Origin of the sequence: Bifidobacterium anseris (assembly GCF_002860345.1) — a bacterium.
Taxonomy (GTDB): Bacteria; Actinomycetota; Actinomycetes; order Actinomycetales; family Bifidobacteriaceae; genus Bifidobacterium; species Bifidobacterium anseris.
This window is the reverse complement of record NZ_NMYC01000003.1, coordinates 26,452-53,386: the sequence shown is the minus strand read 5'-3', so window position 1 is coordinate 53,386 and position 26,935 is coordinate 26,452. Positions and strand designations below refer to the sequence as shown.

At 62.5% G+C, this 26,935-nt stretch carries 15 protein-coding genes, 1 tRNA gene and 1 CRISPR repeat array; of the genes, 13 read left to right on the top strand and 3 right to left on the bottom strand.

What is annotated here, in order from left to right:
* Nucleotides 1-75 precede the first annotated feature (75 nt).
* The gene (xseA, locus tag CGZ88_RS04550) at nucleotides 76-1,398 is read right to left on the bottom strand and encodes an exodeoxyribonuclease VII large subunit (RefSeq protein WP_026645604.1); all 1,323 of its coding nucleotides are present in this window, start codon (nucleotides 1,396-1,398) and stop codon (nucleotides 76-78) included.
* Between the two features lie 360 nt (nucleotides 1,399-1,758).
* Here xseA and nrdD point away from each other — a divergent pair, with 360 nt between their 5' ends.
* Both nrdD and nrdG read left to right on the top strand, forming a co-directional pair.
* A complete protein-coding gene (nrdD, locus tag CGZ88_RS04545) occupies nucleotides 1,759-4,152 on the top strand; it encodes an anaerobic ribonucleoside-triphosphate reductase (RefSeq protein WP_101671216.1) in 2,394 nt (797 codons plus the stop codon).
* A gap of 300 nt (nucleotides 4,153-4,452) precedes the next feature.
* Complete coding sequence (nrdG, locus tag CGZ88_RS04540) at nucleotides 4,453-5,220, top strand: anaerobic ribonucleoside-triphosphate reductase activating protein (RefSeq protein WP_081664167.1); 768 nt, start codon at nucleotides 4,453-4,455, stop codon at nucleotides 5,218-5,220.
* Nucleotides 5,221-5,265: 45 nt separating this feature from the next.
* Here nrdG and CGZ88_RS04535 read toward each other — a convergent pair whose 3' ends face one another.
* On the bottom strand, nucleotides 5,266-6,309 hold the full coding sequence (locus CGZ88_RS04535; protein WP_101671215.1) for a hypothetical protein: 1,044 nt from the start codon (nucleotides 6,307-6,309) through the stop codon (nucleotides 5,266-5,268).
* 550 nt (nucleotides 6,310-6,859) lie between these two features.
* On the opposite strand from CGZ88_RS04535, the gene CGZ88_RS04530 reads away from it, so the two are divergent.
* From CGZ88_RS04530 to cas2e, 10 genes are all read left to right on the top strand, one after another.
* Nucleotides 6,860-11,620, top strand: a complete 4,761-nt coding sequence (locus tag CGZ88_RS04530; RefSeq protein ID WP_243390070.1) for an acyl-CoA dehydratase activase-related protein — start codon at nucleotides 6,860-6,862, stop codon at nucleotides 11,618-11,620.
* A 196-nt stretch (nucleotides 11,621-11,816) separates the two neighbouring features.
* The gene (locus CGZ88_RS04525; protein ID WP_101671213.1) at nucleotides 11,817-13,088 is read left to right on the top strand and encodes a glutamate-cysteine ligase family protein; all 1,272 of its coding nucleotides are present in this window, start codon (nucleotides 11,817-11,819) and stop codon (nucleotides 13,086-13,088) included.
* A 377-nt stretch (nucleotides 13,089-13,465) separates the two neighbouring features.
* A complete protein-coding gene (gene cas3 / locus CGZ88_RS04520) occupies nucleotides 13,466-16,555 on the top strand; it encodes a CRISPR-associated helicase Cas3' (protein WP_341476315.1) in 3,090 nt (1,029 codons plus the stop codon).
* A 34-nt stretch (nucleotides 16,556-16,589) separates the two neighbouring features.
* The gene (casA, locus tag CGZ88_RS04515) at nucleotides 16,590-18,314 is read left to right on the top strand and encodes a type I-E CRISPR-associated protein Cse1/CasA (protein WP_101671211.1); all 1,725 of its coding nucleotides are present in this window, start codon (nucleotides 16,590-16,592) and stop codon (nucleotides 18,312-18,314) included.
* Entirely contained in the window at nucleotides 18,304-18,933 is a 630-nt protein-coding gene (gene casB / locus CGZ88_RS04510; RefSeq protein ID WP_026645599.1) for a type I-E CRISPR-associated protein Cse2/CasB, read from the top strand. The genes casA and casB overlap by 11 nt, the downstream gene beginning before the upstream one ends.
* Nucleotides 18,934-19,003: 70 nt before the next feature.
* On the top strand, nucleotides 19,004-20,119 hold the full coding sequence (gene cas7e / locus CGZ88_RS04505) for a type I-E CRISPR-associated protein Cas7/Cse4/CasC (RefSeq protein WP_243390069.1): 1,116 nt from the start codon (nucleotides 19,004-19,006) through the stop codon (nucleotides 20,117-20,119).
* 7 nt (nucleotides 20,120-20,126) lie between these two features.
* Entirely contained in the window at nucleotides 20,127-20,855 is a 729-nt protein-coding gene (gene cas5e / locus CGZ88_RS04500; protein WP_034524146.1) for a type I-E CRISPR-associated protein Cas5/CasD, read from the top strand.
* Nucleotides 20,856-20,866: 11 nt separating this feature from the next.
* Nucleotides 20,867-21,574 carry a type I-E CRISPR-associated protein Cas6/Cse3/CasE gene (cas6e, locus tag CGZ88_RS04495; protein ID WP_026645596.1) on the top strand — a complete coding sequence of 236 codons (708 nt, stop codon included), beginning with the start codon at nucleotides 20,867-20,869 and terminating at the stop codon, nucleotides 21,572-21,574.
* 19 nt (nucleotides 21,575-21,593) lie between these two features.
* On the top strand, nucleotides 21,594-22,613 hold the full coding sequence (gene cas1e, locus CGZ88_RS04490; RefSeq protein WP_026645595.1) for a type I-E CRISPR-associated endonuclease Cas1e: 1,020 nt from the start codon (nucleotides 21,594-21,596) through the stop codon (nucleotides 22,611-22,613).
* The gene (gene cas2e, locus CGZ88_RS04485) at nucleotides 22,607-22,990 is read left to right on the top strand and encodes a type I-E CRISPR-associated endoribonuclease Cas2e (RefSeq protein WP_081664144.1); all 384 of its coding nucleotides are present in this window, start codon (nucleotides 22,607-22,609) and stop codon (nucleotides 22,988-22,990) included. The genes cas1e and cas2e overlap by 7 nt, the downstream gene beginning before the upstream one ends.
* Nucleotides 22,991-23,086: 96 nt before the next feature.
* Nucleotides 23,087-25,738: direct repeats of the CRISPR family, unit length 29 nt; unit sequence GTGCTCCCCGCAAGCGCGGGGATGATCCC.
* 1 nt (nucleotide 25,739) lies between these two features.
* Here cas2e and CGZ88_RS04480 read toward each other — a convergent pair.
* Nucleotides 25,740-25,822: transfer RNA gene (locus CGZ88_RS04480), tRNA-Tyr, on the bottom strand.
* Nucleotides 25,823-26,321: 499 nt separating this feature from the next.
* Between CGZ88_RS04480 and CGZ88_RS04475 the strand changes: the two genes are divergently transcribed.
* Complete coding sequence (locus CGZ88_RS04475; protein ID WP_133120896.1) at nucleotides 26,322-26,741, top strand: hypothetical protein; 420 nt, start codon at nucleotides 26,322-26,324, stop codon at nucleotides 26,739-26,741.
* The last annotated feature ends 194 nt before the right edge of the window (nucleotides 26,742-26,935 follow it).

The following is a 26,935-nucleotide window of genomic DNA, read 5'->3' as shown; positions in this document are numbered from 1 at the left end:
ATGAATCAATGATTTATGGTTGATGTTTGCTGTGTGAACTGTGTGCGGTGAGCTGTGTGGTGAACCGCCCGAGCGTCACGGCTCGACGATCTTCGTCGTCTGCGCAACCACGGCACCGCGCCGCAGCGTGACGGTGATCTCATCGCCGACCTTGAGCGTCGCCGCATCGTCGACGACGTGTCCGTCGGCGCTCTGCAGCACCGCGTAGCCGCGGTCGAGCGTCGACTGCGGACTCAGCGCGCGCAGCGTCGCCTCGAGTTTCTCGACGCGCAGCTGTTCGTCGTCGACGATTCTCGTCAGGCCGATGCGCATCGTGCGCACGGCGTCGTCGATTTGCCGCTGATACGGGTCGAGCATCGTCTGCGGGCGCGTCAGGCTCGGACGGTTCGCGTAGCCTTCGACGAGTCGTGTCTCGTTGTCGACCATCGCGCCGATGCGCATGCGCATCGTGCCGATCGCGTTCGCGATGAGCTGCTGCTGTTCGCGCACGTCGGGCACGACGCGCTTGGCGGCGTCGGTCGGCGTCGACGCGCGCACATCGGCGGCGAGGTCGATGAGCGTCCAGTCGTCTTCGTGGCCGATCGCGGAAACGATCGGCGTCACGCATGCGGCGGTCGCGCGCACGACGCCTTCGTCGGAGAAGCCGATGAGATCCTCAAAGCTGCCGCCGCCACGCGCGACGATGATGACGTCGACGTTCGGGTCGGCGTCGAGTCTGCGAATCGCGTCGATGACTTCGGGCGGGCATTGCGGACCCTGCACGTGCACGTGCTGCACGGTGAAGTCGACGGTCGGCCAGCGCAGCATGACGTTCGTGATGACGTCGCCTTCCGCCCTCGCCTGCGGTGCACAGATCAGGCCGATGTTCTTCGGGAATTCGGGCAGCGGCACCTTGTTCGACTCGTCGAAGAGACCCTCGCCCTTGAGCTTGCGGCGCAGCTCGTCGATCTGCTCCTTGAGGTCGCCGACGCCGACCTTGCGGATGTCGTCGCCGCGCAGGCTCAGCCTCGTCTGCTTGACCCACAGGTCGGCCTTGCCGTGCACGACGACGCGGTCGCCCTGCTTGAAGCCGCGCGCCATCTGCGCGAACGCGCCGAAGCCGTTCACCGAGATCGAGACGTCCTCGAAATTGTCGCGCAGCGTGATGTACACCGACGTCGAGCGGCGCGCGTTGATCTCGACGATCTGCCCTTCGATCCACACCGTCGGCCAACGTTCGATCACGTCGTGCCATTTGCGGCTCAGCACATTGACCGGCCACGGGTTCTCCGGGGTCGTCTCGCGCGCATACTTCGGCAGCTGGTCGAGCGGGCGGGGTCCGGCGGCGCCGTCGGCCGAGCCTGTCCACGGGGTGCCTGAGGGCTGTCCTCCCATGCCATATCCGTTGTTCCAAGACATGGTTCTAGGTTCCATCAGCGAAGGGACATCGCGCTCATGGCGTACGGCGTGTCAGGGCTGTTTTCCGCCGTCTCGATGGCGTTTCACGGCGAGCGTGGCGACGGTGTCGCTATGATGATTCCCGCTCGGCGAACAAGGTGGCGAGTGATGAAGGCCACACCGCCGCGGCGCACCGTGGATTTTCGGCGTCGTATCAACGAAAGTTCTATATCTAGTGATTGTGTGACGTACTTCGCACTACATATAGCGGCGCGTCGCCCGGCGGAAAGGCGTACAGTCTTATCCGTCAGCAAGACGTCCGGCATCGTTCGGACGCGCGAAACGAGCCGGCTAGGCCGGCCCCGAAACAAGGAGCAGCGAATGGAAGCAGAGGTTCTGGAGGCGCCGATGACGCAGCCGAAGACCGCAGCGAAGGTACTTGTCGAGAAGCGCGATGGCCGTATTGTCGATTTCGATCCGGTCAACATCATCGTCGCCGTCAAGTCCGCGTTCGCCGACCTGAACAAGGAAGTCGGCCCCGAAGAGGAGCGCATGATCTCCGACATCGCCGATCAGGTGGAAGGCGAGATCAAGGAACGCTACAACGGTCCGGCGCGCATCGAAGACATCCAGAACCTCGTCGAGCATGCGCTCATCGACGACCATCTCTACGAGGTTGCGCGCACCTACACGACCTACCGTCTCAACAAGGACATCCAGCGCGCGAAGGCCACCGACATCAACGAAGCCGTCAAGCGTCTCGTCAACAAGGACGAGTCGCTCGTGCGCGAGAACGCGAACAAGGACTCGAATGTCTACGCGACGCAGCGCGACCTGCTCGCGGGCGCCGTCTCGAAGGCGTCGGCGTTCTCGATGCTGCCGGACGCCGTCGCCAACGCTCACATGAAGGGCGACATCCACTTCCATGACGCCGACTATTCGCCGTTCACGTCGATGAACAACTGCTCGCTGCCCGACTTCGGCGACATGCTGCGCCACGGTTTCGCGCTCGGCAACGCGATGATGGACTCCCCGAAGTCAATCGGCACGGCGGCCACGCAGATCACGCAGATCATCAAGGACATCGCGGGTGCGCAGTACGGCGGCCAGACCGTCAACCGCGCCGACGAGATGCTCGAGGAGTACGCGCGCCGCGACTATGCGAAGAACCTCAACATGGCGCAGGCGCTCATCCCCGATTCGATGCCGATCGAGGTCGCCGAGGACATGGTCAAGGGACTCAAGGCGCAGGAGCCGGACTGGCTGCATTTCGAGAACCGCGAGCCGCTGCCGGCGGATACGGCCTTCGACGAGGATCTGCCCGAGATCGACCAGCTGCGTGAGATCTACGCGAAGATCATGACGCGCAAGGCCATCTACGACGCGATGCAGACGATGGAATACCAGATCAACTCGAACCGCGTCTCCAACGGGCAGACGCCGTTCGTCACCGTCGGCTTCGGTCTGGGCACGAGCTGGTTCGCCCGCGAGATCCAGCGCGCGATCCTGCTCAACCGCATCCGCGGCCTCGGCAAGGACCGCCACACGGCGATCTTCCCGAAGCTCGTCTTCACGATCAAGCACGGCGTGAACGCCGACCCGGGCGACCCGAACTACGACCTCAAGCAGCTTGCGCTTGAATGCTCGACGAAGCGCATGTACCCGGACGTCGTGTTCTACGAGAACATCGTCAAGATCACCGGTTCGTTCAAGGCCCCGATGGGCTGCCGCTCGTTCCTGCAGGGCTGGATCGACCCGGAGACCGGCGAGGACGTCGAGGACGGCCGCATGAACCTCGGCGTCGTCACCGTCAACGTGCCGCGCATCGCGCTCGAATCGCACGGCGATATCGAACGCTTCTGGAAACTGTTCGACGAGCGCATGGAGACCGCGCATCAGGCGCTGCAGTTCCGCATCATGCGCTGCAAGCAGGCGACGCCGGTCAACGCGCCGACGCTGTTCCGCTACGGCGCCTTCGGCCGCCTCGACGCGAACGACAACGTCGATCAGCTCTTCCGCAACGAACGCGCAACGGTGTCGCTCGGCTACATCGGACTGTACGAGGCGACGGCCGTGTTCTACGGCAAGAACTGGATGCGCGACCACGGCTGGGATCCGCAGGGCAAGGAGTTCGCTCTTGAGATAGTGCGCCGCATGAACCAGCTGTGCAAGGACTGGTCGGCCGCCGAAGGCTACCACTATTCGGTCTATTCGACGCCTGCGGAATCGCTCACCGACCGCTTCAACCGCATGGACCGCGAGAAGTTCGGCGAGATCGAAGGCGTCACCGACCACGACTTCTACACGAACTCGTTCCACTACCCGGTGTGGCTGCAGCCGACGCCGATGGAGAAGCTCGACTACGAGAAGGACTTCCCGTACTACGCGTCCGGCGGCTTCATCAACTACTGCGAGTTCCCGTGCCTGCAGGCCAACCCGAAGGCGCTCGAGGCGGTGTGGGACTACGCGTACAACATCGGCATCGGCTACCTCGGCACGAACACGCCGATCGACCACTGCTTCGAATGCGGCTTCCAGGGCGACTTCGAGCCGACCGAGGAGGGCTTCAAGTGCCCCGAGTGCGGCAACTCCGACCCCGACAAGTGCAACGTGACGAAGCGCACCTGCGGCTATCTCGGCAACCCGGTGCAGCGTCCGATGGTGCACGGCCGCCACGAGGAGATCGCGCACCGCGTCAAGCACATGTCCGGCGAAACCGGCCACGTCACGCTCGCCGACGGCGAGACGCGCGAATGGTTCGAAGAGGTCAAGTAAACCTGTGATGCCGTGCGCGCCGGTGACATCGGCGCGCACGGACGGCATCGGCTGAAACAGGAAACACAACGGGGCGGCTGCACGGCCGCCCCTTTTTCGCGGCCGACGACGGGCGGCAATCGGGCAGCGGCAATCGGGCAGCGGAAAACAGGTCGGTCAGCAATCGGTCGGTCTACAATCGGTTGGGATGCGCGGCGGACGCGCAATGGAGGACGAAACATGACGCAGGAATGGCGTAGGACGGAAGGCACGACGAGCGCGGACGGTTCGGCGAGCGTCGTCGAATCATCGACGGAACCGATGACGCAGCTCCCCGGAACGCCCGCGGAAGACGCGCCGCAGACGGTCCCGACGAACGCGGCGGCCGACAGGAGGCCGCGGGTGCATGACTTCGCGGCAGGGGAAAGCGGACGCGGGCCGGGGATTCCGACGGCGCTCGCGAACAATCCGAAGGCTGGACAGTGGACGAGCGAGCGGATGAGCCACAACATGATCGCCGACTACAAGCGTTTCCTGATGACCGACGGCGAAGGCATCCGCTGCTCGCTGTACGTCTCCGGATGTCCGTTCCACTGCGAGCAGTGCTACAACGCGTCGATCTGGGATTTCCAGGCCGGGCACGAATACAACGACCGTCTCGAGGCGCAGATCATGGACGATCTTGCGCAGAGCTTCGTGCAGGGCATCACGTTCCTCGGCGGCGAGCCGCTGCTCAACACCGGCGTGCTGCTGCCGCTCGCGCGCAAGATTCGCGAACGCTTCGGGCACAGCAAGGACATCTGGTGCTGGACCGGATACACATGGGAGGAACTGATGCGCGCAGGGGAGAGCGAAGACAAGATGGCGCTGCTGCGCGAAATCGACATCCTCGTCGACGGCCGGTATCTCAAGGATCAGCACGATTCGCTGCTGCAGTTCCGCGGCTCGCGCAACCAGCGGATCATCGACGTACCGGCGAGCTTTAAGCGCGGCGACGTCGTCATCTGGAGCAAACTGCACGACCAGGAGCGCTTCATCCCGGAGATCTACGGCAAGGAGCGCGCCGCCGGCGAAGGCGACGCGAGCTGACGTGTGCGGGCGGACGGATGAGGCTTCTGGTTTTGGTGTCCGCCGTCACTGCGCTTTCTCGGCCTGCGAGTCGATCCAGTGGTTGACGGTGGAGATTGCCTCGTCGAGCGTCACCTTGGCGGCCTTGTAGATCTTCGAATTCGTGATCGGCGACAGGTCAAGCTTCTCAGCTGCGTCGATCGCCGACTGCAGGCCATCGCAGATCCGTTTGCCCGCCTCGGAGGAACCGAACTGCTGCTTGACGGACGCGAGCAGCCCCTTCGCATGTTCGAGCGAATCCTTGAATCCCTTCTTCGCCGCGGTCGTGTCGTCACCGGCCTCGCCGCCGTCGGATCCGGCCGACCCGTCGGTGATCGAGCCGTCGGTCTTCGTGCTGCTCGACTCGTTCGAGGCGGAGCCGCCGATCCACTCCATCGCCTTCTTCTTCCAGTCGCCGCTGCCGAGCAAATCGCGCTGTGCCTTCTGCTGTTTCGTGATTTCGTCGACCGACTTGTTGAGTGAAGCGGTCGTGTTGTTGACGGTGTCGGTGACGAGGTTGAGCTGCGTGATCGTCGCGTTCGTCGCGCAACCCTCGGTCGAGACGGTCTGTTCGGCGGCGGCCGCCGCATCCGCGACCGCGTCAATCATGCCGTTGACGCCGAGCGCGTCGAGCACCCACTGCTGCGCCGACGACAGGTTCTGCGTCGTGTCGACGAGTTTCTTGCGTGCGGCGCTGAAATCGCTGACCGCTGCGCGGCACCGCACCAGCGCTTCGGAATGCTTGTTACTGTAGACGATCGCGCCGCACACGCCGGCGATGAGCGCGACGACGACCACGACCGCCGTGACGATCGGCCACTTCCTGCCCGTCTTCCTGGGTTTCCCGTCGTCGTCCCCCTCTGTGTCGGCATTGTCGCCGTCGTGGGATGTCGGCGGCTGCGTCGGCGGGAAGCTGGCGGGGGTTGGCGCGGCGGGGCGCGGCGGCAATGCGGCCGTGATCGGCCCCTCGCTGACCTGCGTCTCGATGTCGATGCGCGTCGTCGGCATCGACTGCGGCATAGCCTCCGTCGGCGCCTCCTGCTCGGTCGGTTCGTATCTGCGTTCGGACATGGGCACCCCCGTATGCTGGTCTGTTGTCAGTCTGCTGTCTATCTATGTCTATGTGGTCTACGTACGTCTTCTGTGCGCGCCATCGCCCGGCGTCTCCGCGTCGGTAGCGTGCCTGTCCGCCGCCCGGACCGATGCCTGGCTGCGCGATACCGGTGATTCTAGCAGCGCCGCTTGGCCATCGGCATGGAATTGCCGGCATGCAGGGCCATCGACGGCCCCTGCCGGCATGTATCTGCGCTGAGGGAGAGCAACATGTACGAATATGGCGAGTATGTGCCCGGGGAACCGCATGGTTCCAACGCCGAAAACCGCGGATACTCACCCAATGCCGAGAAGACGCTCTCCCTCAGCAGATACATCCGCAAAGGGGCGTTGCACACGTATGCGGCGCCCCGAACCGGCCCTGCGCGCACCGCGACGAACGTACCGAGGCCTGACTATGCTGGGGTGATTGCCCTATGCAGGTCCTGCAGGGGCGCGAAGTCGGACGTCCACTGCGGCAGCGGCGCAATTCCGCCATTGCCGGGCACCATGAGCGAGTGAGGTAACGATGGTTCATCCGAAGGAGCAGATGCCGAACGACGATGCGACGAGGGGGAGGCGCAAGCCGGCGGCCGCATCGCAGTTCGCATCCGCGACCGGGGCGCGTCCGGAGCCTTCCGTGCCGCGCATCGGCCTCGACATCGGCTCGACGACCGTCAAAGCCGTCGTCCTCGACAATTCCAACGCGCTCGACGCACCGCTGTTCGCCGACTACCGCCGCCACCACGCGAATGTGCGCGCCACGATGGAGGAGCTGTTGCGCGACGTGCGCGCACGCCTCGCCGAACTGGGCCGCGCCGACGAGCCGGTGCGTCTGGCGATCACCGGTTCCGGCGGCCTCGCGCTCGCCGACGCGATCCATGTGCCCTTCGTCCAGGAGGTCATCGCCGAGACGCGTGCGATCGACGAGCAGATCCCGCAGGCCGACGTCATCATCGAGCTGGGCGGCGAGGACGCGAAGATCACCTACCTCAAGCCCACGCCCGAGCAGCGCATGAACGGTTCGTGCGCAGGCGGCACCGGCGCGTTCATCGATCAGATGTCAACACTGCTGGACACCGACGCCGCCGGCCTCAACGAGATGGCGCGCGCGTACGAACACCTGTATCCGATCGCGTCGCGCTGCGGCGTCTTCGCGAAGACGGATCTGCAGCCGCTCATCAATGACGGCGCCGCGAAACCCGACCTCGCCGCGTCGATCTTCACGGCCGTCGCGACGCAGACGATCGCCGGCCTCGCCGCCGGCCGTCCGATCCACGGCACCGTCGTCTTCCTCGGCGGCCCGCTGTTCTTCATGTCGGAGCTGCGCGAGGCGTTCCGCCGTGCGCTTGACGGCAAGGTCGACGAATTCGTCACCCCCGAGGACGCCCACCTGTACGTCGCGTACGGCGCCGCGCTCGCCGTCGGCGAACCCGACCAGATCGAACACGCCGAGGATTATCCGCCGCGCACGCTCGACGAGATCATCGCCGCGCTCGCCGAGCTGAGCAACCTGGGTGCGAACACGGCGACGATGCCGCCGCTGTTCGCCACCGAGGCAGACCGTGAGGCCTTCGACGAGCGCCACCACCGCGAACATGTGCACGTCGGCACGCTCGACGGCGCGCACGGCCCGCATTTCCTCGGCATCGACGCCGGTTCGACGACGATCAAGGCGACACTCGTCAACGACGACCGCGAGATCGTATGGAGTTCATACGCGACGAACGACGGCTCGCCGCTGACCGCGGCGATCGACATCGTCCGGCGCATCCAGCGCGATCTGCCCGAGGACGCGTGGATCGCGCGCAGCTGCGCGACCGGCTACGGCGAGGGCCTGATCACGACCGGTCTGCATCTGGACGAGGGCGTCGTCGAGACAATGGCGCACTACCGCGGTGCCGAGATGACGTGCCCGGGCGTCACCGCCGTCATCGACATCGGCGGCCAGGATATGAAGTACCTTGCAATCAGCGACGGCGTCATCGATTCGATCGCCGTCAACGAGGCCTGTTCGTCGGGTTGCGGCTCGTTCCTGCAGACCTTCGCGCAGTCGATGGGATTGTCGATCGAGGAGTTCACACAGGCCGCGTTGAATTCCACGGCTCCCGTCGACCTCGGATCGCGCTGCACCGTGTTCATGAACTCGTCCGTCAAGCAGGCGCAGAAGGAAGGCGCAAGCATCGAGGACATCGCCGCCGGCCTATGCTATTCGGTCGTGCGCAACGCGTTGTACAAGGTGATCAAGCTGCGCGACTCGGGCGAGCTTGGCGACAACGTCGTCGTGCAGGGCGGCACCTTCCTCAACGACGCCGTGCTGCGCGCCTTCGAACTGCTCACCGAGCGCGAGGTGACGCGTCCGAACATCGCCGGCCTGATGGGCGCGTACGGCGCCGCCCTGACCGCGCGCATGCATTACGACGACGTCGCCGACGATACCGACGGTGACACCGCGGACGCCGCGGCGCATGTCGTGCAGGTCAATGGCGTCGAGCACACCGTCTCGAGCATCCTGTCGGGCGCCGCGCTCGACGAGCTGAGCATGACGACCGAACGCGATGTGTGCAAGCTGTGCCAGAACCACTGCAAACTGACGATCACGACGTTCCACGACGGTTCACGCTATGTGACCGGCAACCGCTGCGAGCGCGGCGGCGACGCGAAACGCAAGCGCAGCGACCGTCCGAACCTCTACGACTACAAGTACAAGCGCGCCTTCGCTTACCGCAGACTCACCGACAAGAAGGCGACGCGCGGCGAGATCGGCATTCCGCGCGTGCTCAACATGTACGAGAACTATCCGTTCTGGTTCACATTGCTCACGTCGCTCGGCTTCAAGGTCGTCATCTCCGGGCGCAGCAACCACGAACTGTTCGAAAGCGGTATCGAATCGATCGCGTCCGAGAACATCTGCTACCCGGCGAAGCTCGTCCACGGGCACATCACATGGCTGCTCGACAAGGGCATTCGCACGATCTTCTACCCATGCGTGAGCTTCGAGGACGATCTCGTGCCCGAATCGGACAATCATTTCAACTGTCCGATCGTCGCCAACTATCCGGTCGTCGTCGATGCGAACATGCCGCGGCTGCGCGAGGACGGCGTGCGGTTCATGAAACCGTACTTCAACCTGTCCAAGCATGATCTCATGGTCAACCGCATCGTCGAGGAGTTCGCCTGGGCGGGCGTCACGCGCGATGAGGCCGAACTGGCCGTCGCCGCTGCCTATGCCGAGGACAAGGTGTTCAAGCACGACGTGCAGATGGAGGGTCTGCGCGCGCTCGCCTACATGAAGGAGCACGACTGCCGCGGCATCGTGCTCGCCGGCCGCCCCTACCACGTCGACCCCGAAATCAACCACGGCATCCCCGAGACGATCTGCTCGCTCGGCATGGTCGTCCTTTCCGAGGATTCCGTCAGCTGGATCGATCCGGCCGACAAGCTCGACCTGACCGCGTACCTTGCCGAAGGGGAAGCCGACCCGCATGCGTGCAGTGCCGACGGCTTCCGCCACGTTGACGACCGCAAGGTCACGCAACTGCCGCTGCGCGTCATGAACCAGTGGGCCTACCATGCGCGCCTGTACAAGGCCGCAGACTTTGTCGCACACTGGCCCGGACTCGAACTCGTGCAGCTCAACTCCTTCGGCTGCGGCCTCGATGCGATCACGACCGATCAGGTCGCCGAGATCCTCGCCGACAAGGCCGACGTGTACACGATGCTCAAAATCGACGAAGTGAGCAACCTCGGCGCCGCGAAGATACGACTGCGTTCGCTCAAGGCTGCCGTCGAGGAACGCGAACGCAACCAGCACGCGCGCGAAGCCGCCGCGGCGGCCACAGCCGACGCCTCTGCGACCACTGTGGCGACGTCGTCGACGACATTCCGCAAAACCGGCATGATGGCGCCGACGCCCGGACGGCAGGCGATGCTCGACGCGATCATGGGCGCTCGCGACGACGGCAAGCGCAATCAGCAAGGTCATCGCACGCAGAAGGCCACGATGAGCAACTACGCGCAGCACACGCCGTTCACCAAGGCGATGCGCAAGACGCACACGATCGTTGCGCCGCAGATGAGCCCGATCCACTTCAGCCTCGTTGAAGCCGCCGTGCGCGCCAGCGGATACAAATTCGATGTGCTTGCACACGCCGACAAGGCCGACGTGGAAACCGGACTCAAATACGTGAACAACGACGCCTGCTACCCGGCGATCATGACGGTCGGTCAGCTTGTCGAAGCCATCAAATCCGGACGCTACGATCCGGACACGACGGCGCTTGCGATCTCGCAGACCGGCGGTATGTGCAGGGCGACGAACTACTACGGCCTGATTCGCAAGGCGCTCATCGACGCCGGATATCCGCAGATCCCGGTGCTCGCGATCTCGACGCAGGGATTCGTCGACAACCCCGGCTTCACGCCGACGGTGCCATTGCTGCATCGGGCGGCGAAGGCGCTGATCATCGGCGATCTGCTGATGAAATGCCTCTACCGTGTGCGCCCGTACGAACAGCGGTCGGGCAGTGCGAACCGGCTGTACGAACGGTGGAACACGATCGTGCGCGAAACGCTGCTCAACCACGGCAACTCAAGGACCGCGAAGATGCTCTACGGGCGTGGGCACTGGAGCTACGCGGCGCTCGTCAAGGCCATCGTGCGCAGTTTCGACGCATTGCCGCTGCGCGACGTGCCGCGCAAGGTACGTGTCGGCGTCGTCGGCGAGATCCTCGTCAAATACCATCCGGACGCGAACAACCACGTCGTCGACGTCATCGAATCGCAGGACTGCGAGGCCGTCGTGCCGGGCATCATCGACTTCATGACGATGCGTCCGTACATCAACGAATGGAACGAGCGCAACATCGGCATGGGACGCAACAAGGCGCTGATGGGCGCGTTCAAGGGCGTCATCCACATGTATATGAAGCCGGTGCATGACGCGCTCGACCTCAGCGGCGGCAAGTTCGAAAAGGATCTGCCGATGGACGAGCTCGTGAAGAAGGCGGCGACCGTCACGTCGATTGGCGTGCAGGCCGGCGAAGGATGGCTGCTGAGCGGCGAAATTGTCGAACTCATCGAATCCGGCTGCCCGAACGTCATCTGCGCGCAGCCCTTCGCCTGCCTGCCGAACCATGTGACCGGACGTGGCATGTTCGGCAAGATCCGCAGGATGTACCCGGAGGCGAACATCGTGTCGATCGACTACGACCCGGGCGCGAGCGAGGCGAACCAGCTCAACAGAATCAAGCTGATGATCGCCGCGGCGAAGAAGGCTGCGCGTCGCTGACGCGCGGCCGTTGCCGCCGCTCCGCGTCGGCGGCGGACGGGTCGATGAAACCGTGCGCGCGGACCGGACGCCGTAACGCACGGACGGATGGACGACGGCGCCCGCGCTCGCAATGCTCGGCAATTTGTACAGGTTATCAGGAAGTTTTAGAACATCGACGTCGTGTCACGGGTCGCGCGCGTTACTATGGGCACTTATGACAACACCACGAGTCTCATACGCGCATCTGCTCGTCGAGCCGAATCCGAAGCATGTGCGCAGTCTTGTCCGTTTCTTTGAGCAGGGATGCTCCGCGCCGGGAACCGGGGGATTCGGCGTGGAGATCGAGCATCTGCCGGTGCACAACGCCGACGACACGGCCGTCACCTACGGTGAGCCGGACGGCGTCGAGGAGCTGCTTCGGCGTCTGCGGCCGTACTACGACGCCGATCAGGAATACTGGCAGGACGACCATTTGGTCGGATTGGGCCGTGAGGGACTTGCAGTGTCTTTGGAACCCGGCGGCCAGATCGAAACATCGATTGGCATCCTGCGCAAGCCGGAGGATCTGCTCGCGCTGCACGGACGATTTATCGAGGAGGCGCAGCCGATCCTCGACGAACTCGGCTTCCGCCTCGTCAACTACGGGTACCAGCCGAAGACGTCGTACGCGGATATTCCGCTCAACCCGAAACGGCGCTATGCGGCGATGAACGAATACTTGGGACGCATCGGCCAGTTCGGGCCGTGCATGATGCGCGCATCGGCGTCGACGCAGGTGAGCATTGACTACACGAGCGAACGCGACGCGATCGCGAAGATGCGGCTCGGCACCGCGATCGGCCCGATTCTCGCATGGTTCTTCCGCAATACCCCGTATTTCGAAGGCGAACGCAACCCATGGCCGCTGTGCCGCCAGCGGATGTGGGACTATCTCGACGTGCAGCGCACGAACGTGACGCCGGGACTCTACGACGAGCGTTTCGGCTGGGAGGACTACGCGGCGGACGTGCTCAGCACGCCGCTCATGTTCGCCGACCTGACGCATACGCCCGAATACAAGGGGCGACCGGAGCACGAGCTCGAGTTCGCCGCGTTCTCCTCGAACGCGGCCGACGTCTACCCGGACCGCGAGCTCAACGCCTATGAGATCAACCATGTACTCTCGACGCATTTCAACGACGTGCGTCTGAAGAACTTCATCGAGATGCGGCATTGGGATTCGCTGCCGGTGGAGCGCGCCGAGCGGCTCACGCAGATCGTCGGCGACCTGTTCTACGACCCGGAGCGCCGCGGCAGGCTCGAATCGTATTTCAGCGGACTGACCGGCGAGGACGTGCACGCCGCGAAGGCCGTGCTGCAGTCGCGCGGGGGAGACGCGAAGCCGTATGATCAGCCGATGGAGTACTGGGCGGAGGTCTTGGGCGTTGAGGATACGCTCGAGCAGGTGCCCGGAGATGCGAGAAGGCCGGAGGTAAGGCAGGGGTGAGGGGAGTACTTATATCGGTGCGATCTGAGGAATGATAAAGGGCATCCCGCGTGTAGTGGTGGCGCAGGATGCCCTGTCGTTACACCGGTGGAAATCATACCGGGGCAAGAATCCCCGCGCTTGCGGGGAGCACCGTTATGTGGCCTAATTTAACGGATCATCCCCTTGATGATGGGGCGTTGGCCGCGTCTCATGTGGAAGGGGAATGAGGCCGACACACACGAGCGTACCAGAAGAATTGGTTATGGAGAAAGACTCTCATGGTTGAATCATGGAACTTAAAATAGAGAACATAACAAAATTAGTATATCTCACATTCTGAGACGATTCTAGACTTCTTATTTCCCGCACGCTATGGTTGCTAACCATCATAGGCGATGACAACCAAAAGGGGTGGGGCGATGAGAGAAGGACAACATCCGAAGATAGGAGACACGCGGCTTTCACGGGCTGCATGTTCGATTTGGGGGAAAACAGACAGGGAAGACGGCGAGGAGTGGCTGCCGCTCTATGTGCATATGTCAGATTCCGCACGTGTGGCTGCACATATCTGGGATGATTGGCTTCCTGAGGGGACGCGTGAGATCATCGCTTGTGACTTGGAGGGACGTGAGGACGTCGCGAAGAAAATCGTCATGTTTCTCGCCGGTGTTCATGACTTAGGCAAAGCCACACCCGTATTTCAGGACAAGCCGATTCGCTACGGTGATGGGGCGTCGATGTCATGGATCGTGCGGGAGGTGGGACTTGAGATTCCGGTGATGACCGATCACGCCACGCCGACGCATCCCGAAGCCGGCGCATTCCTCTTGGATCGCTATCTGGCCACCCGTCATCATTGGAAGGCGCGCGTAAGCGAAGGATACGCAGGCGTCGTGGGTTCGCACCACGGCAAACCGCTGACGCACCATGCGCTTCAGGATGCGCGTTGCAGCGGCATCACCAGACGCCGCATCGGCGCGGACGACGCCGCATGGTCCGACGTGCAGCATGAGCTCATCGCTTATGTCGCCGATATCGCCGGCATCGACGATGCATTGTTCGCATGGCTTGGACGCCATCCGCTCAGTGCGCAGTCGCAGGTGCTGATCACCGCGATTGTCATCATGGCCGATTGGATCGCCAGCAACAGCGATGACGATCTATTCCCGTTGGTTCCCGTGCTGCCTTCTGAGGGGAGCGCCCAAACGGACATCACCACGGAAGCGGGACTGATCCGGCGTGCCGAGCGCGGATGGCGCCATGTGCATCTGCCGTCAGCATGGACGAGCGACGGGAGTACGCTGCGGGACGCCGCCGATGCCAACGCGTTCTACGCAGCGCGTTTCCGTCTTCCGGAAGGTGCGCATCCGCGACCCGTCCAGCGGGACATCGTCCGCCTGTGCGCGGAAACAAAGGACCCCGGTCTGTTCATCATCGAAGCTCCGATGGGTGAAGGCAAGACCGAAGCCGCACTCGCCGCCGCCGAAATTCTGGGAGTGCGTACCGGCAGAGGCGGCGTATGCGTCGCGCTGCCGACGATGGCGACGACCGACGCGATGTTCGGCCGCGTGCGTGCATGGCTCGACGCGCTCCCGCAGGAGCGGGGAGAGACCGAAAAGAACATCTGGCTCTCACACGGCAAAGCGCAGCTCAATGACGAATTCTCCGACATCATCCGCACGTCGAGCATGCGCCTGTCCTCCATCGACGACGGTGACGGCGGCAACGGATTCGAGGAGCGCGTCGCAGCGGAGACGGTGGTGTCCGAATGGCTGCAAGGGCGCAAAAAGGGAGTCCTTGCAAACTTCCTCGTATGCACGGTGGATCAGGTGCTGATGGGCGCACTCCGCGTCAAGCATGTGATGCTCAGGCAGTTGGCGCTCGCGAACAAGGTCGTCGTCATCGACGAATGCCACGCCTATGACTCGTACATGCGGGAATACCTCAAGCGTGTGCTCGAATGGCTGGGCGGCTTCCATGTGCCGGTCGTCATGCTGTCGGCGACGTTGCCGCGCGCCATTCGCGATTCCTTCGTCGATGCCTATATGCAGGGGCGTGACGGTGCTGCTCGTACCACCGTCATGGACGACGACAATATGGGGGAGAGCGTCGTCGATGAGTCCTATCCGCTGATCACCTATACCGATTCCGGCACGGTCCGTCATAAGGACGTGCATCCGTCGGTGCGGCGAGTCGATATGGAGTTCCGCCTCGTCGACGATGACGACGAATCCATCATGGCATTGCTCGACCGTTTGCTCGTTGATGGCGGATGTGCGGGCGTGGTCTGCGACACCGTGGACAGGGCGCAGGCGCTCGCGAGATGCGCGTGCACCCGTTTCGGCGCGGATGACGTCATCCTCACCCATTCGAGGTTCGTCGACGAGGACCGGATGGACAACGAGGAACGCCTGCGCCGACTGTTGGGACCTCGGGCGACGAAAGCGAACGGCAAACGTCCGAAACGGTTGATCGTCGTCGGAACGCAGGTGCTCGAACAATCGCTGGACATCGACTTCGATGTCATGGTCAGCGACATCGCGCCAATCGATCTATTGATGCAGCGCGTAGGACGCGTGCATCGACATATGCGTGGCGACGGCCAATGCGACCGTCCCGAACGGATGCGTCAGGCGGTCTGCTATGTGCGTGGCATCGAGGAATGGACGCCGGACGGTCCCCCTTTCGCGCGCAACGTCGATCGGGTATACGAAAGTGCGTCGTTGATGGATGCGCTCGCCGTGTTGGGATTGACAAGAGCGGGAACGAGCTGCGTCGCGCATCTGCCGGAGGACATCGCGCGCACCGTGCGTACCGCCTACGATTCCGATTTGATCCGAGGGCTTATTCCGGAGCGGTGGGTCGATACCTACGATGAGCTGGCCGTCGAACGCGACCATAAGGAGTCCGATCAAAGGGAACGAGCACAGACCTATCTGATGAAGTCGTTGAGCGCGATGCGTGGCAGACGCGCGTCGCTGCTCGATTTCTTCGACATGAAGATAGACGATGCGCATTCGCTCAGCGACGACGCGGGCAACCGGGCCGTACGCGACACCCAGGAGACCATCGAAGTCATGCTGGTATGCCGACAGGGGGACGTCATCCACTTGCTGCCTTGGATCGGTGACACGGCGCATGGCGTCGACCAAGGCGCATCCATACCGATCCAATCGACGCCTAGAGCCGCGCTCGCGAAAACGGTAAGTCGCTCCTCGGTACGCTTGCCGGCGAAAATGTGCCGACAATGGGACATTGATGCGTTGATCGACGCGTTGGAGAAGCAATGTGAGGACATCGTCGCGCAATGGCAGGAATCCCCGTGGCTTGCCGGACGTCTTGCGCTTGTGTTGACACAGGATGGGGCATCCGATGAAGCGCTCGCCGAGGATGTGTCGTATTCGGCTTGCATCAATCAATGGAACGTCGTCTATTCAAGGAGGGAGGGGCTGAGCGTCATATCGAGAGACGATAAATCTCAATGAGGAAACAATTCGATGAAACAAGAAAGGAGAAGTTGTGTGCCATTTCAATTTGATCCGAGAACCTTGGATTCCATGCGTGGCCGCCGACGGTGAACCGATCGAACTGTCATTGCGCGAGCTGTTCGCGCAAGCTACGGCCATCCGAGGTGTCACCGGCGATATTCCGCAGCAGGTCATGCCGATGCTGCGCATCGCCTTGGCGGTGCTGTACGGCGCGTATGCGGATCGTCGGGGAGACTGCGACGAGATGTGCGAGCTGTGGATGGAAGTATGGGAGAGCGACGGATTCGACATGGCGCGTATTGATGCCTACCTGTCCCGATATGAAGACCGCTTCGATCTGCTCGACGAACGCAGGCCGTTCTTCCAGACGCCTGATTTGCAGTACACGGCGAAGGATGTCGATCCGCTCGAGGCGATCATCGCCGATGTGCCGAAGGCCGATCGCACGCTGTTCTCGATGAGGTCGGGCAGCGGTGTCGCTTCCGTGTCGTTCGCCGAAGCGGCACGCTGGCTGGCGTTTGTGCAAGCGTACGACACGGCGGGCATCAAATCGCCGGTCGTGGGCAACACGCATGTGACGAACAGCAAGGTCTACGCACCGAAAGGAGCCGTAGGCACCGGATGGCTCGGAGCCATCGGCGGCATCTTCGTGGAAGGGGACAACCTCTTCCAGACTCTCGTGCTCAACTGGGTGCTGTATGATCCGTCGACTGGCGACGACGCGGATGTGCTGCTGGGCAGGGACGGCGATGAGGCACCTTGGCAAAAGGACGATGCGCCGACGACCGACATGGTGCTGCAGGGATCTTTCCACGGCGTAGTCGATGCCTTGACGCTGCAGGCGCGTCGCGTACGACTCGTCGTTGACGAGGAACACGGTCGCGTCACAGGATGCGTGGTCTGCTACGGCGATATCGTGCGCGCCTATGACAACAACAGGAGCGAGCAGATGACCGCATGGTATCTGAGCGCGAACCAGGCGAAGAAGCTGGGACGGAACAACGGCAACGAACCGATGATGCCTCGGACCCATATTGCAAGCAGGAACTTGTGGCGGGGATTGGCCCCGGTGCTGCAGGCGTCCGGAGGACGGCACCGTGAATTGCGTCCCGGCGTTATCGGCTGGCTTGAGGAGATGCAGCGGTATGCGGGTTGGCGTTCCGATGAGCATTTGCTGGGACGGGTGACCCTGCACGCCCAAGGCATGACCTATGGCACGCAGAGTTCGATATTCGACGCAAGCGTCGATGATTCCCTGCGGATTGACTCGGTGATGTTCCGCCATGACTACGACGGTGTGAAAGTGCTGCTCGAAGTCATCGATAAAACAGAGGAATCCGTCAGGACGCTTGCCGATTTCGTGAGGAATCTGCATATCGCGTCCGGTCAATGTACGAACTCCCAAGCGGCCCGAGATGATGTGGTCGAAATGGCCTACGCCCAGATGGACGCGATGTTCCGTGACCGCATCGCACGGTTCACCGAGGACCGGGATGCGGAGCTCTATGGAAAACGATGGCAGGATGATGTGCACCGGTCATTGCTGGCGATGGCGCAGCGATATCTTGACCAATCGCCGGCGCAGGCTTTCGGAGTGCACATACCGGACAACAGAGGCGGCAAAGGCAGCCCTATGACGTCAGGCAGGGCCCTCCTCGAACTCAGGGGAGCGCTGAACGGCATCCTTGGCGCCATCGCCGTTTCCGAAACGGTATCGGACGACAACAAACTGGAAGGAGACGACAATGGCCAGTGACATGACCGCCGCAATCGGTTGCTACGTCAACGGGAAAATCATGCCGCTGCAACGGGGCGTCCTCGCGGAAAACCCTGCCGCGAAAGCGACATTGGCGCGGCTGCGTGCCGATATCGACGGCAGGGGGACAAATTGGATGGACATCGGCAATGATTTGTACGGCGACTGGCCGACTGAATCGTTGGGCGATCCCGATCGCAACCCGCGCGCGGTCGCGGCCGTAAGTACGGCGCTGGGGCTGTACGCGTTGCACCAGCAATCGAAGACGACCGCGGTCGCGCAGGTCGATACGCTGGAAACGCGCTCCATCTCGTTCGGCGCCGCATGCAGGCAAATCGTGACGGACCCCGATAGCGGCATGAACGACGACGCGGCCAAAGGCATCGTGCGACGTCTCAGCGCGGCGGAAAGCGCGCCGACCTTCGAAGGCATCGTGTGGTTCCTCAGAGCGCTCATCATGCTCATGCGCGCGTCCGGCCGCGACATCAGCCTCGACTATCGGCGTTTTGCGCAGGATCTGTATCTGCTGCAGTTCCCCGAATACGCCAATCAGGTGTTCCAACGCTGGAGCTGCGATTTCTACTATCGGCCAGCATCCACGCGCAACACAAGTAAATAACACAGTCAAACAATAGATAACAATCAAATAATTAAGAAAAGAGGAATTAATCACCATGTCCTATCTCGATGTGCACATCATCCAGAACGTGCCTGCAAGCAATATCAACCGCGACGACACCGGCAATCCGAAGGTGGGCCACTACGGCGGCAAGCTGCGCGCACGCGTCTCCAGCCAGTCCTGGAAGCGCGCGATGCGCGAGATGTTCCCCACGATGCTCAAGTCGGATGAACTCGGCGTACGCACCAAGATGGCCGCATCGCTTATCGCAGAGGCTATCGGCGAGAAACGCCCCGATCTGGCATCCGATGCGGCAACGCTCGCAAAGGCCGTGCTGGGCTCCATCGGCGTGGAAATCAAGGAATCCAAGCGTAGCGGCGCCGACGCGGGACGTGATGCGACGAGCTACCTCATTTTCATCGCCCATTCGGAAATTCAGGCGCTCGCCGATCTCGCAATACAGTGGGCGGACGACGGGCAGCCGATCGGTAAACCCACGAAGGAGATGAAGGCTGAATCGCAAGCGGCGTTCCATGGCAAGCAGGCCATCGACATCGCCTTGTTCGGCCGTATGCTCGCCGATGCGCCGGCACTGAACACCGATGCGTCCTCGCAGGTCGCGCATGCGATCTCGGTGGATCAGATCACTCCGGAATACGACTATTACACGGCAATCGACGATTGCGCGTCGAAAGATAACGCGGGCGCGGCGATGCTTGATACGGTGGGTTTCAACTCGTCGACGCTGTACCGCTACGCCAACGTCAACATCGACTCGCTGCGCAAGCAGCTGGGGGACGATGCTGCGGCGGTGCAGGGCATCGTTGCATTCGTCGAGGCATTCGTTCGCTCAATGCCCACAGGTAAGCAGAACACATTCGCGAACCGGACGTTGCCGAGCGTATGCGTGGCGATGATCCGTGACGACCAGCCGATCAACGCCGTCAACGCTTTTGAAAAGCCTGTGTATCCGAAGGACGATGCCTCGATTACCGAACAGGCGGCCGTCAGGCTGGGCGCCCATCTGCGTGACCTGCAGGACACCTATGGGGAAACGCCGGAACGCAGCTGGGTCATGGGAGTCGGTGATCTTGCGGACAAGGTCGGCGATCTGGGGGAGGCTGTCACGCTTCCAGAACTCCATGATCGCCTTGAGCGGTATCTCACCGAGATGTTTGAAGGATGAGATTGCCATGAGCTCTGGAGTGTTGTTGCTTCGCCTCGCGGGGCCGATGCAATCATGGGGCGACGCCTCGCGATTCAACCGGCGCGAGACGCGAACGGAACCTACGAAAAGCGCGGTAATAGGGTTGCTGGCCAGCGCTCAGGGACGGACAAGGGAAGATCCGATCGAGGATCTGCTCCAACTGTCCTTCGGCGTGCGCATCGAGCAAAAAGGACTCGTCATGAGGGATTATCAGACCGAGAAGTCCCTCGATCGCAAACGCAACTCGACAAGCTTCGCGAAGGTGCTACCGGTGACGAATCGGTTCTATCTTGCCGATGCGATGTTTCTGGTGGCGGTCGGTGCGCCGAGGGACACATTGGATGCGCTCGACGATGCGCTGCGGCATCCCCGCTGGCCGTTGTATCTCGGACGCCGGTCGTGCCCGCCCGCATACCCATTCAACCTTGGCGTGCACGATGAATACGAGAGCATTGAAGATGCGCTCGAACGGCATCCATGGCAGGCATCCGATTGGTATCGCAGAAGCCACTCCGGCGAGCGATTGGAAATCGTGCGTGATGCGCTTGCCGGAGAGTCCGGCGACGTGCAGAATGATCTGCCGGTGACCTTCAGCCAGCGTCATCGTGAATACAGCGGACGTCCTGTGCATCGGTACTACATCGATAATCCAAGTGCCGCAATGCATGACGTTGACGCGGATGTGTTGGACGCGCATGATCCGATGTTCTTCTAAAGGAGAAGGATATGTACCTATCACGAATGCAGTTGAATCTGGCGCGGTTTGAGGCGAAGCAGCTCATCGCCTCGCCGTACCGCATGCATGCGGCCGTAGAACATGCGTTCCCGCCGGATGCGGTCAGAAACGACGAGCGGGGACGTGTGCTGTGGCGCATCGACCATAACGAGCAGAGTCATAGTACGGTGCTGTACGTGGTCAGTCCCGAGACGCCTGATTTCACGCATCTCGTCGAACAGGCGGGATGGCCCAGCCGATGCAAATGGGAAACACGGGAGTACTCCAAGCTGCTTGACCGACTTGCCGTTGGACAGCAATGGAATTTCCGTCTGCGTGCGAATCCGGTGCGCAAAGCCGCCCATGATCGCGCGGAACACAGCCGAAGGACGCCTGAACAGATCATCGGGAAACGACAGGGATATGTGACGGTCAGCCAACAAATCGATTGGTTGTTGCGCCGCGCCGAAGCCAACGGATTCGAAGTGTTGGAGGAGGAGAGCGGACCTGCGCTGCGAGTGACGCAACGCAAACGCGAACAGTTCAATCGGGGTGGCTCCAAAGTCACGCTGTCGACGGCAGCGTTCGATGGTTGTCTGCGAATCACGGACGCAGACCGGTTCCGCCATGCGCTGTGTCACGGAATCGGCCCGGCAAAAGGCTTCGGCTGCGGTCTGATGACGATAGCGCCGATGATCGTATCGTCAGCAGAGGAATAGCAAGAGAGGAGTGTCTCGCATGAATGAGGTCTCATCGGGTTCGGGGGCAAAGCTCCGCTCTCGGAATGCAGGAAGGCCAGGAAAGGGTGCCAAAGCACCCGAACTCGGTGAGCTCGTTCGCTTCGAGGACCGAATATCATTCGCGTACTTCGAGCACTGCGTGATCAATCGGAAAGACAACGCGATCACCGTTACGGATCGTACGGGGACGGTCTTCGTGCCTGCGGCGTCGCTCAGCGTGCTCATGCTCGGTCCGGGGACGAATGTGACGCATCAGGCGATGACCGTCATCGGGGAGAACGGGGCGACGGTCATATGGGTAGGTGAGCGCGGCGTGCGGACGTATGCATTCGGGAAGCCGCTCACCCATTCATCGAGATTGCTGCAGCAGCAGGCGAGACTTGTCAGCAACACGAGGTCGCGGCTTGCCGTGGCACGGGAGATGTATCAGATGCGCTTCCCGGGGGAGGACGTGAGCGCGCTGACGATGCAGCAGCTGCGTGGCCGTGAGGGAGCGCGCATCCGCAAGGTCTACCGCACATTGTCGCAGGAAACCGGAGTCGCATGGGACAAGCGAACGTACAATCCGGATGATTATGACGCGGGAAACGAAATCAACAAGGCTTTGTCGGCCGCGCACACATGCTTGTATGCGTTGGCGCATGCGGCGATTGTGTCATTGGGATGTTCGCCGGGATTGGGGTTCGTGCATGTGGGGCATGAACGTTCGTTCGTCTATGATGTCGCCGATTTGTATAAGGCGGAATCATCGATACCGATTGCTTTTCGAACCGCGGCGGATGAGCCGGAGGACATTGGTTCCGCAGTGAGGAAGGCGATGCGGGATGCGGTGTATGATTTCTCGATTCTGGATCGGATGGTGAAGGACATCCGCATACTGCTCGACGTTGGCGGCGAAGACGGCGAAGACGAAGAGCCGAGGGATCATGTAGGACTGTGGGATGAGAAACTGCAGGAAGTGGAAGCGGGGAAGGCGTATGGCGTCATCGATGATGAGTGGGGAGGGTCGCAATGGTAGTTATCGTGTTGACCGCTTGCCCGACCGGCTTACGCGGCGATGTGAGCAGATGGCTGTTGGAAATCGCACCGGGCGTGTTCGTGGGACATGTCACTGCTCGTGTTCGTGATCGGTTATGGGAACGCATAGTGGATACACTGAAGGATGGGCGAGCCATCATGGTCTTCTCTGCGCGCAACGAACAGCATATGGATTTTCGCGTGTTCAGATCGGATTGGCAGCCGGTCGACTGTGACGGTCTGCAGCTGATCAAGCATCCTAATGAGTCTGATGAGCAGGAGTCCCTCGAGACATTTGCCGGCAAACCGCGACGCGGCTGGAGCAATGCTGCGAAATACCGACGTGCGCGACGATATGGGAAGAGACCGGGAGAATGATACAGCGGAGGAGGAGATGCGAAGTGCGCCGTGAAAAGTGAATGAAAATGCTTCTCGCTGATCAATGATATGTTGGAAACACAGGGATTTCTTAGTGTGCTCCCCGCAAGCGCGGGGATGATCCCTGGGCGCGGGGTCTTGGTGGCCGGCGGCCGTTGTGCTCCCCGCAAGCGCGGGGATGATCCCGCGCCGCTGCACGACCTGCTCGAACGCACCGAGTGCTCCCCGCAAGCGCGGGGATGATCCCGTGATCGTCTTGGGCCTGATGCGCGTGTCGATGTGCTCCCCGCAAGCGCGGGGATGATCCCTCGACGAAACGACGGGCAGCTTCCGATACGACGTGCTCCCCGCAAGCGCGGGGATGATCCCGACTTGTCGTTGGCGATGCCGATATGTCCGCGGTGCTCCCCGCAAGCGCGGGGATGATCCCATCACGTATTCGCGATTGAATGGCACGGCCACGTGCTCCCCGCAAGCGCGGGGATGATCCCCAGTTCACGCCCAGCTGTTGCAGTCGTGCGTAGTGCTCCCCGCAAGCGCGGGGATGATCCCTCGACCGGTTCGCCCGCCTGCTCAGCCTTGACGTGCTCCCCGCAAGCGCGGGGATGATCCCTCAGTCAGCGCAATAGTAGTCAGCGAACGGCCGTGCTCCCCGCAAGCGCGGGGATGATCCCTGGCCGTCATGCTCGACACGTTCGGCATCGAAGTGCTCCCCGCAAGCGCGGGGATGATCCTATCGAGCAAGACGTTCCGTTGGAAACGGTTAGGTGCTCCCCGCAAGCGCGGGGATGATCCCGTTTCAAACGACCCGTAGAGCGGCGAACAGGCGTGCTCCCCGCAAGCGCGGGGATGATCCCCGAACATCGAGGGGGCGGCCATGGCATGGAACGTGCTCCCCGCAAGCGCGGGGATGATCCCGCGGCCTGCGCATGCTCCGCGGCGAACGAGCGGTGCTCCCCGCAAGCGCGGGGATGATCCCAAACAAGGACCTTGTCGGAGCAGTTGGGTGTGGTGCTCCCCGCAAGCGCGGGGATGATCCCTCTGCATGAGCGGGTAGCCGGCGAGCGGCGTGGTGCTCCCCGCAAGCGCGGGGATGATCCCAACGCCGGATGCGGACGCGGATGCGGCATGCGGTGCTCCCCGCAAGCGCGGGGATGATCCCTGGTTCAGTGGCGTGCCCGACCGCATCGCCGGGTGCTCCCCGCAAGCGCGGGGATGATCCCGTGGCCCACTGTTCGCGGCCGGTCTCGGTCTGGTGCTCCCCGCAAGCGCGGGGATGATCCCCGGTGACAGCCAGATAGTGCGTGACCTGAGCCGTGCTCCCCGCAAGCGCGGGGATGATCCCCAATTCATTCACACACAGGAGGCATCATGACCGTGCTCCCCGCAAGCGCGGGGATGATCCCGTCTCCCACGCGCCACGGAAACAATAGTTGAAGTGCTCCCCGCAAGCGCGGGGATGATCCCGAGGCCGCTGAAGAAGCCGCCGATTCTGCCGAGTGCTCCCCGCAAGCGCGGGGATGATCCCGTGCACGGCGAACGCACCCGCAAGGCCGAATGGTGCTCCCCGCAAGCGCGGGGATGATCCCGGCAATGTCAACGGCTTTGCGGCGCTTCAAAAGTGCTCCCCGCAAGCGCGGGGATGATCCCAACGACCTCAACGCAATCAAACACGCCGTATGGTGCTCCCCGCAAGCGCGGGGATGATCCCGACGATACGGCGACGTGGACGTCGTCCGCCGTGTGCTCCCCGCAAGCGCGGGGATGATCCCGCCCTCGCGAACTGCGGGGGCGTTTGTGTCTGGTGCTCCCCGCAAGCGCGGGGATGATCCCACGGCCGTGTTCCTCGACCCGAGCGCCATGACGTGCTCCCCGCAAGCGCGGGGATGATCCCTCTTCGAGGTCAGCGTGACGGGAATTCCGGCCGTGCTCCCCGCAAGCGCGGGGATGATCCCATTGGACGCGAGCCACACGTACCACAGTTTCGGTGCTCCCCGCAAGCGCGGGGATGATCCCTGGCATGGGTGCATGACCGAACGTCGCGTCGTGTGCTCCCCGCAAGCGCGGGGATGATCCCTTGGCGCCGCGCGGCACATCAACCGTGACCGTGTGCTCCCCGCAAGCGCGGGGATGATCCCATGCGCCCCCCACGCTTGCCCACATAGGACGCGTGCTCCCCGCAAGCGCGGGGATGATCCCGACTGCCATGCCTGCCGGCCGGTCTCGGTCTGGTGCTCCCCGCAAGCGCGGGGATGATCCCAGTTGGTTCGCGCGGTCGATAACGCGCTGGAAGTGCTCCCCGCAAGCGCGGGGATGATCCCGCGCCATTCGCGACGGCGGCCGTGGTGTTCGGGTGCTCCCCGCAAGCGCGGGGATGATCCCGTACGGCCCACGCCGGCGCCGTCGCCCACGCCGTGCTCCCCGCAAGCGCGGGGATGATCCCAGGTAATCCACGCTCACGTCGAAGATGTCGGCGTGCTCCCCGCAAGCGCGGGGATGATCCCGCAGGCTCCAATCATCGACCTGCGTCTCCCACGTGCTCCCCGCAAGCGCGGGGATGATCCCTTTCCCACTGTGACAAGGTGGCCATCCTTGCCGTGCTCCCCGCAAGCGCGGGGATGATCCCCGCCACGCACGACCGGCAGGCACCGCGACGGCGTGCTCCCCGCAAGCGCGGGGATGATCCCCACCCGAGCCAGTTGGCGAGATTGGCGTGCTTGTGCTCCCCGCAAGCGCGGGGATGATCCCGTGGTGGATGCAGGATTCGCACCTGCGCGGCTCAATGGCGGCCGATTTACAGTCGGCTCCGGTCGGCTACTGGGGCAATCCACCGGGTGTTGTATACTCTGAAGTAAAGGGAGTCCCCGTGCTGGCTTGGAATAACAGTTGGAAAGCGCGGGATTGGCTCCCTTCTCTCATTCCAGTGTCATCTCCCACAGTCCTTCGGATGAATCATCCATGATGAAAAGGTGCCGGATTGGCGCTCCCCGCAAGCGCGGGGATGATCCCGGTCGAGATTATGTTTGTATTTTGTCAAATCGGCATCACCTCAAAACCTCAATCCCCAATTGAACACAAACAGTCGTGGCCGCGGCGGTCGGCAATCGCACGTTTGCCCCGCACGCGCGGGGATGATCCGAACAGACGCCGCTTGTTTGAGTTAGCCACGTCGTTTGCCCCCGCAATCGCGGGGGTGATCCCCTGAGCGGGTTCATGAAGGCGTTCACCGATTTGTGCTCCTCGCAAGCGCGTGGACAACCCGGGTGCGGTTGCCGAAACGGCGGAGCGGATGCAGGAGTCGGCTCAAGTCGTCTCTGTCGAAGAGAGGAGCATGGCCGTTTCCGATGCATCCGCAAATACGGAAGAGGATGAGGGGAACCATGGTGGGCAGAATCCGACCGTGGTTTCGGCCCCTGCTGTCCAAACCGGGCCCGTTGCCGCCGCGGTCGCGCCGGCCGGACCTTCGACGCCCCCTGCGCAGTCCGCTGTACAGGCTGATGGGAAGGTCGCGTTGACCCGTCTCCTGCAACCTCTTCATGATGAAGGTCTTCTGGACAAATCCATGACCGCGCAGAAGGCCAATCCGATTCTGGCCGCCAAAGGGCTGATCATCCATACGGAGCAGGGCTACTGGATTCCCACTGACTACGGCAGGAAGCTGGGCGTCGAGGCCAGAAGCAATGAACGAGGCGCCACTTGGCCGGTCTACCCACCCGAGCTGGGCATGCTGGTCCTCGGCATGCTGCTATAGGGACCTGTTGTGGATGCCGACGAAGCCGACGACGGCATCCACGCTTCGTATCGTGAAGTGTATGCGCGACGCTGATTTTGTGCCGTCGGCGTCTTGCATCGCGCGTGCGTACGCTGTGTATGGCAATTTGTGATTGTCGTAATTGTGGATAGCGTCGAAGGAGCGGATGATGACGAAGGAGCAGTACATCGATC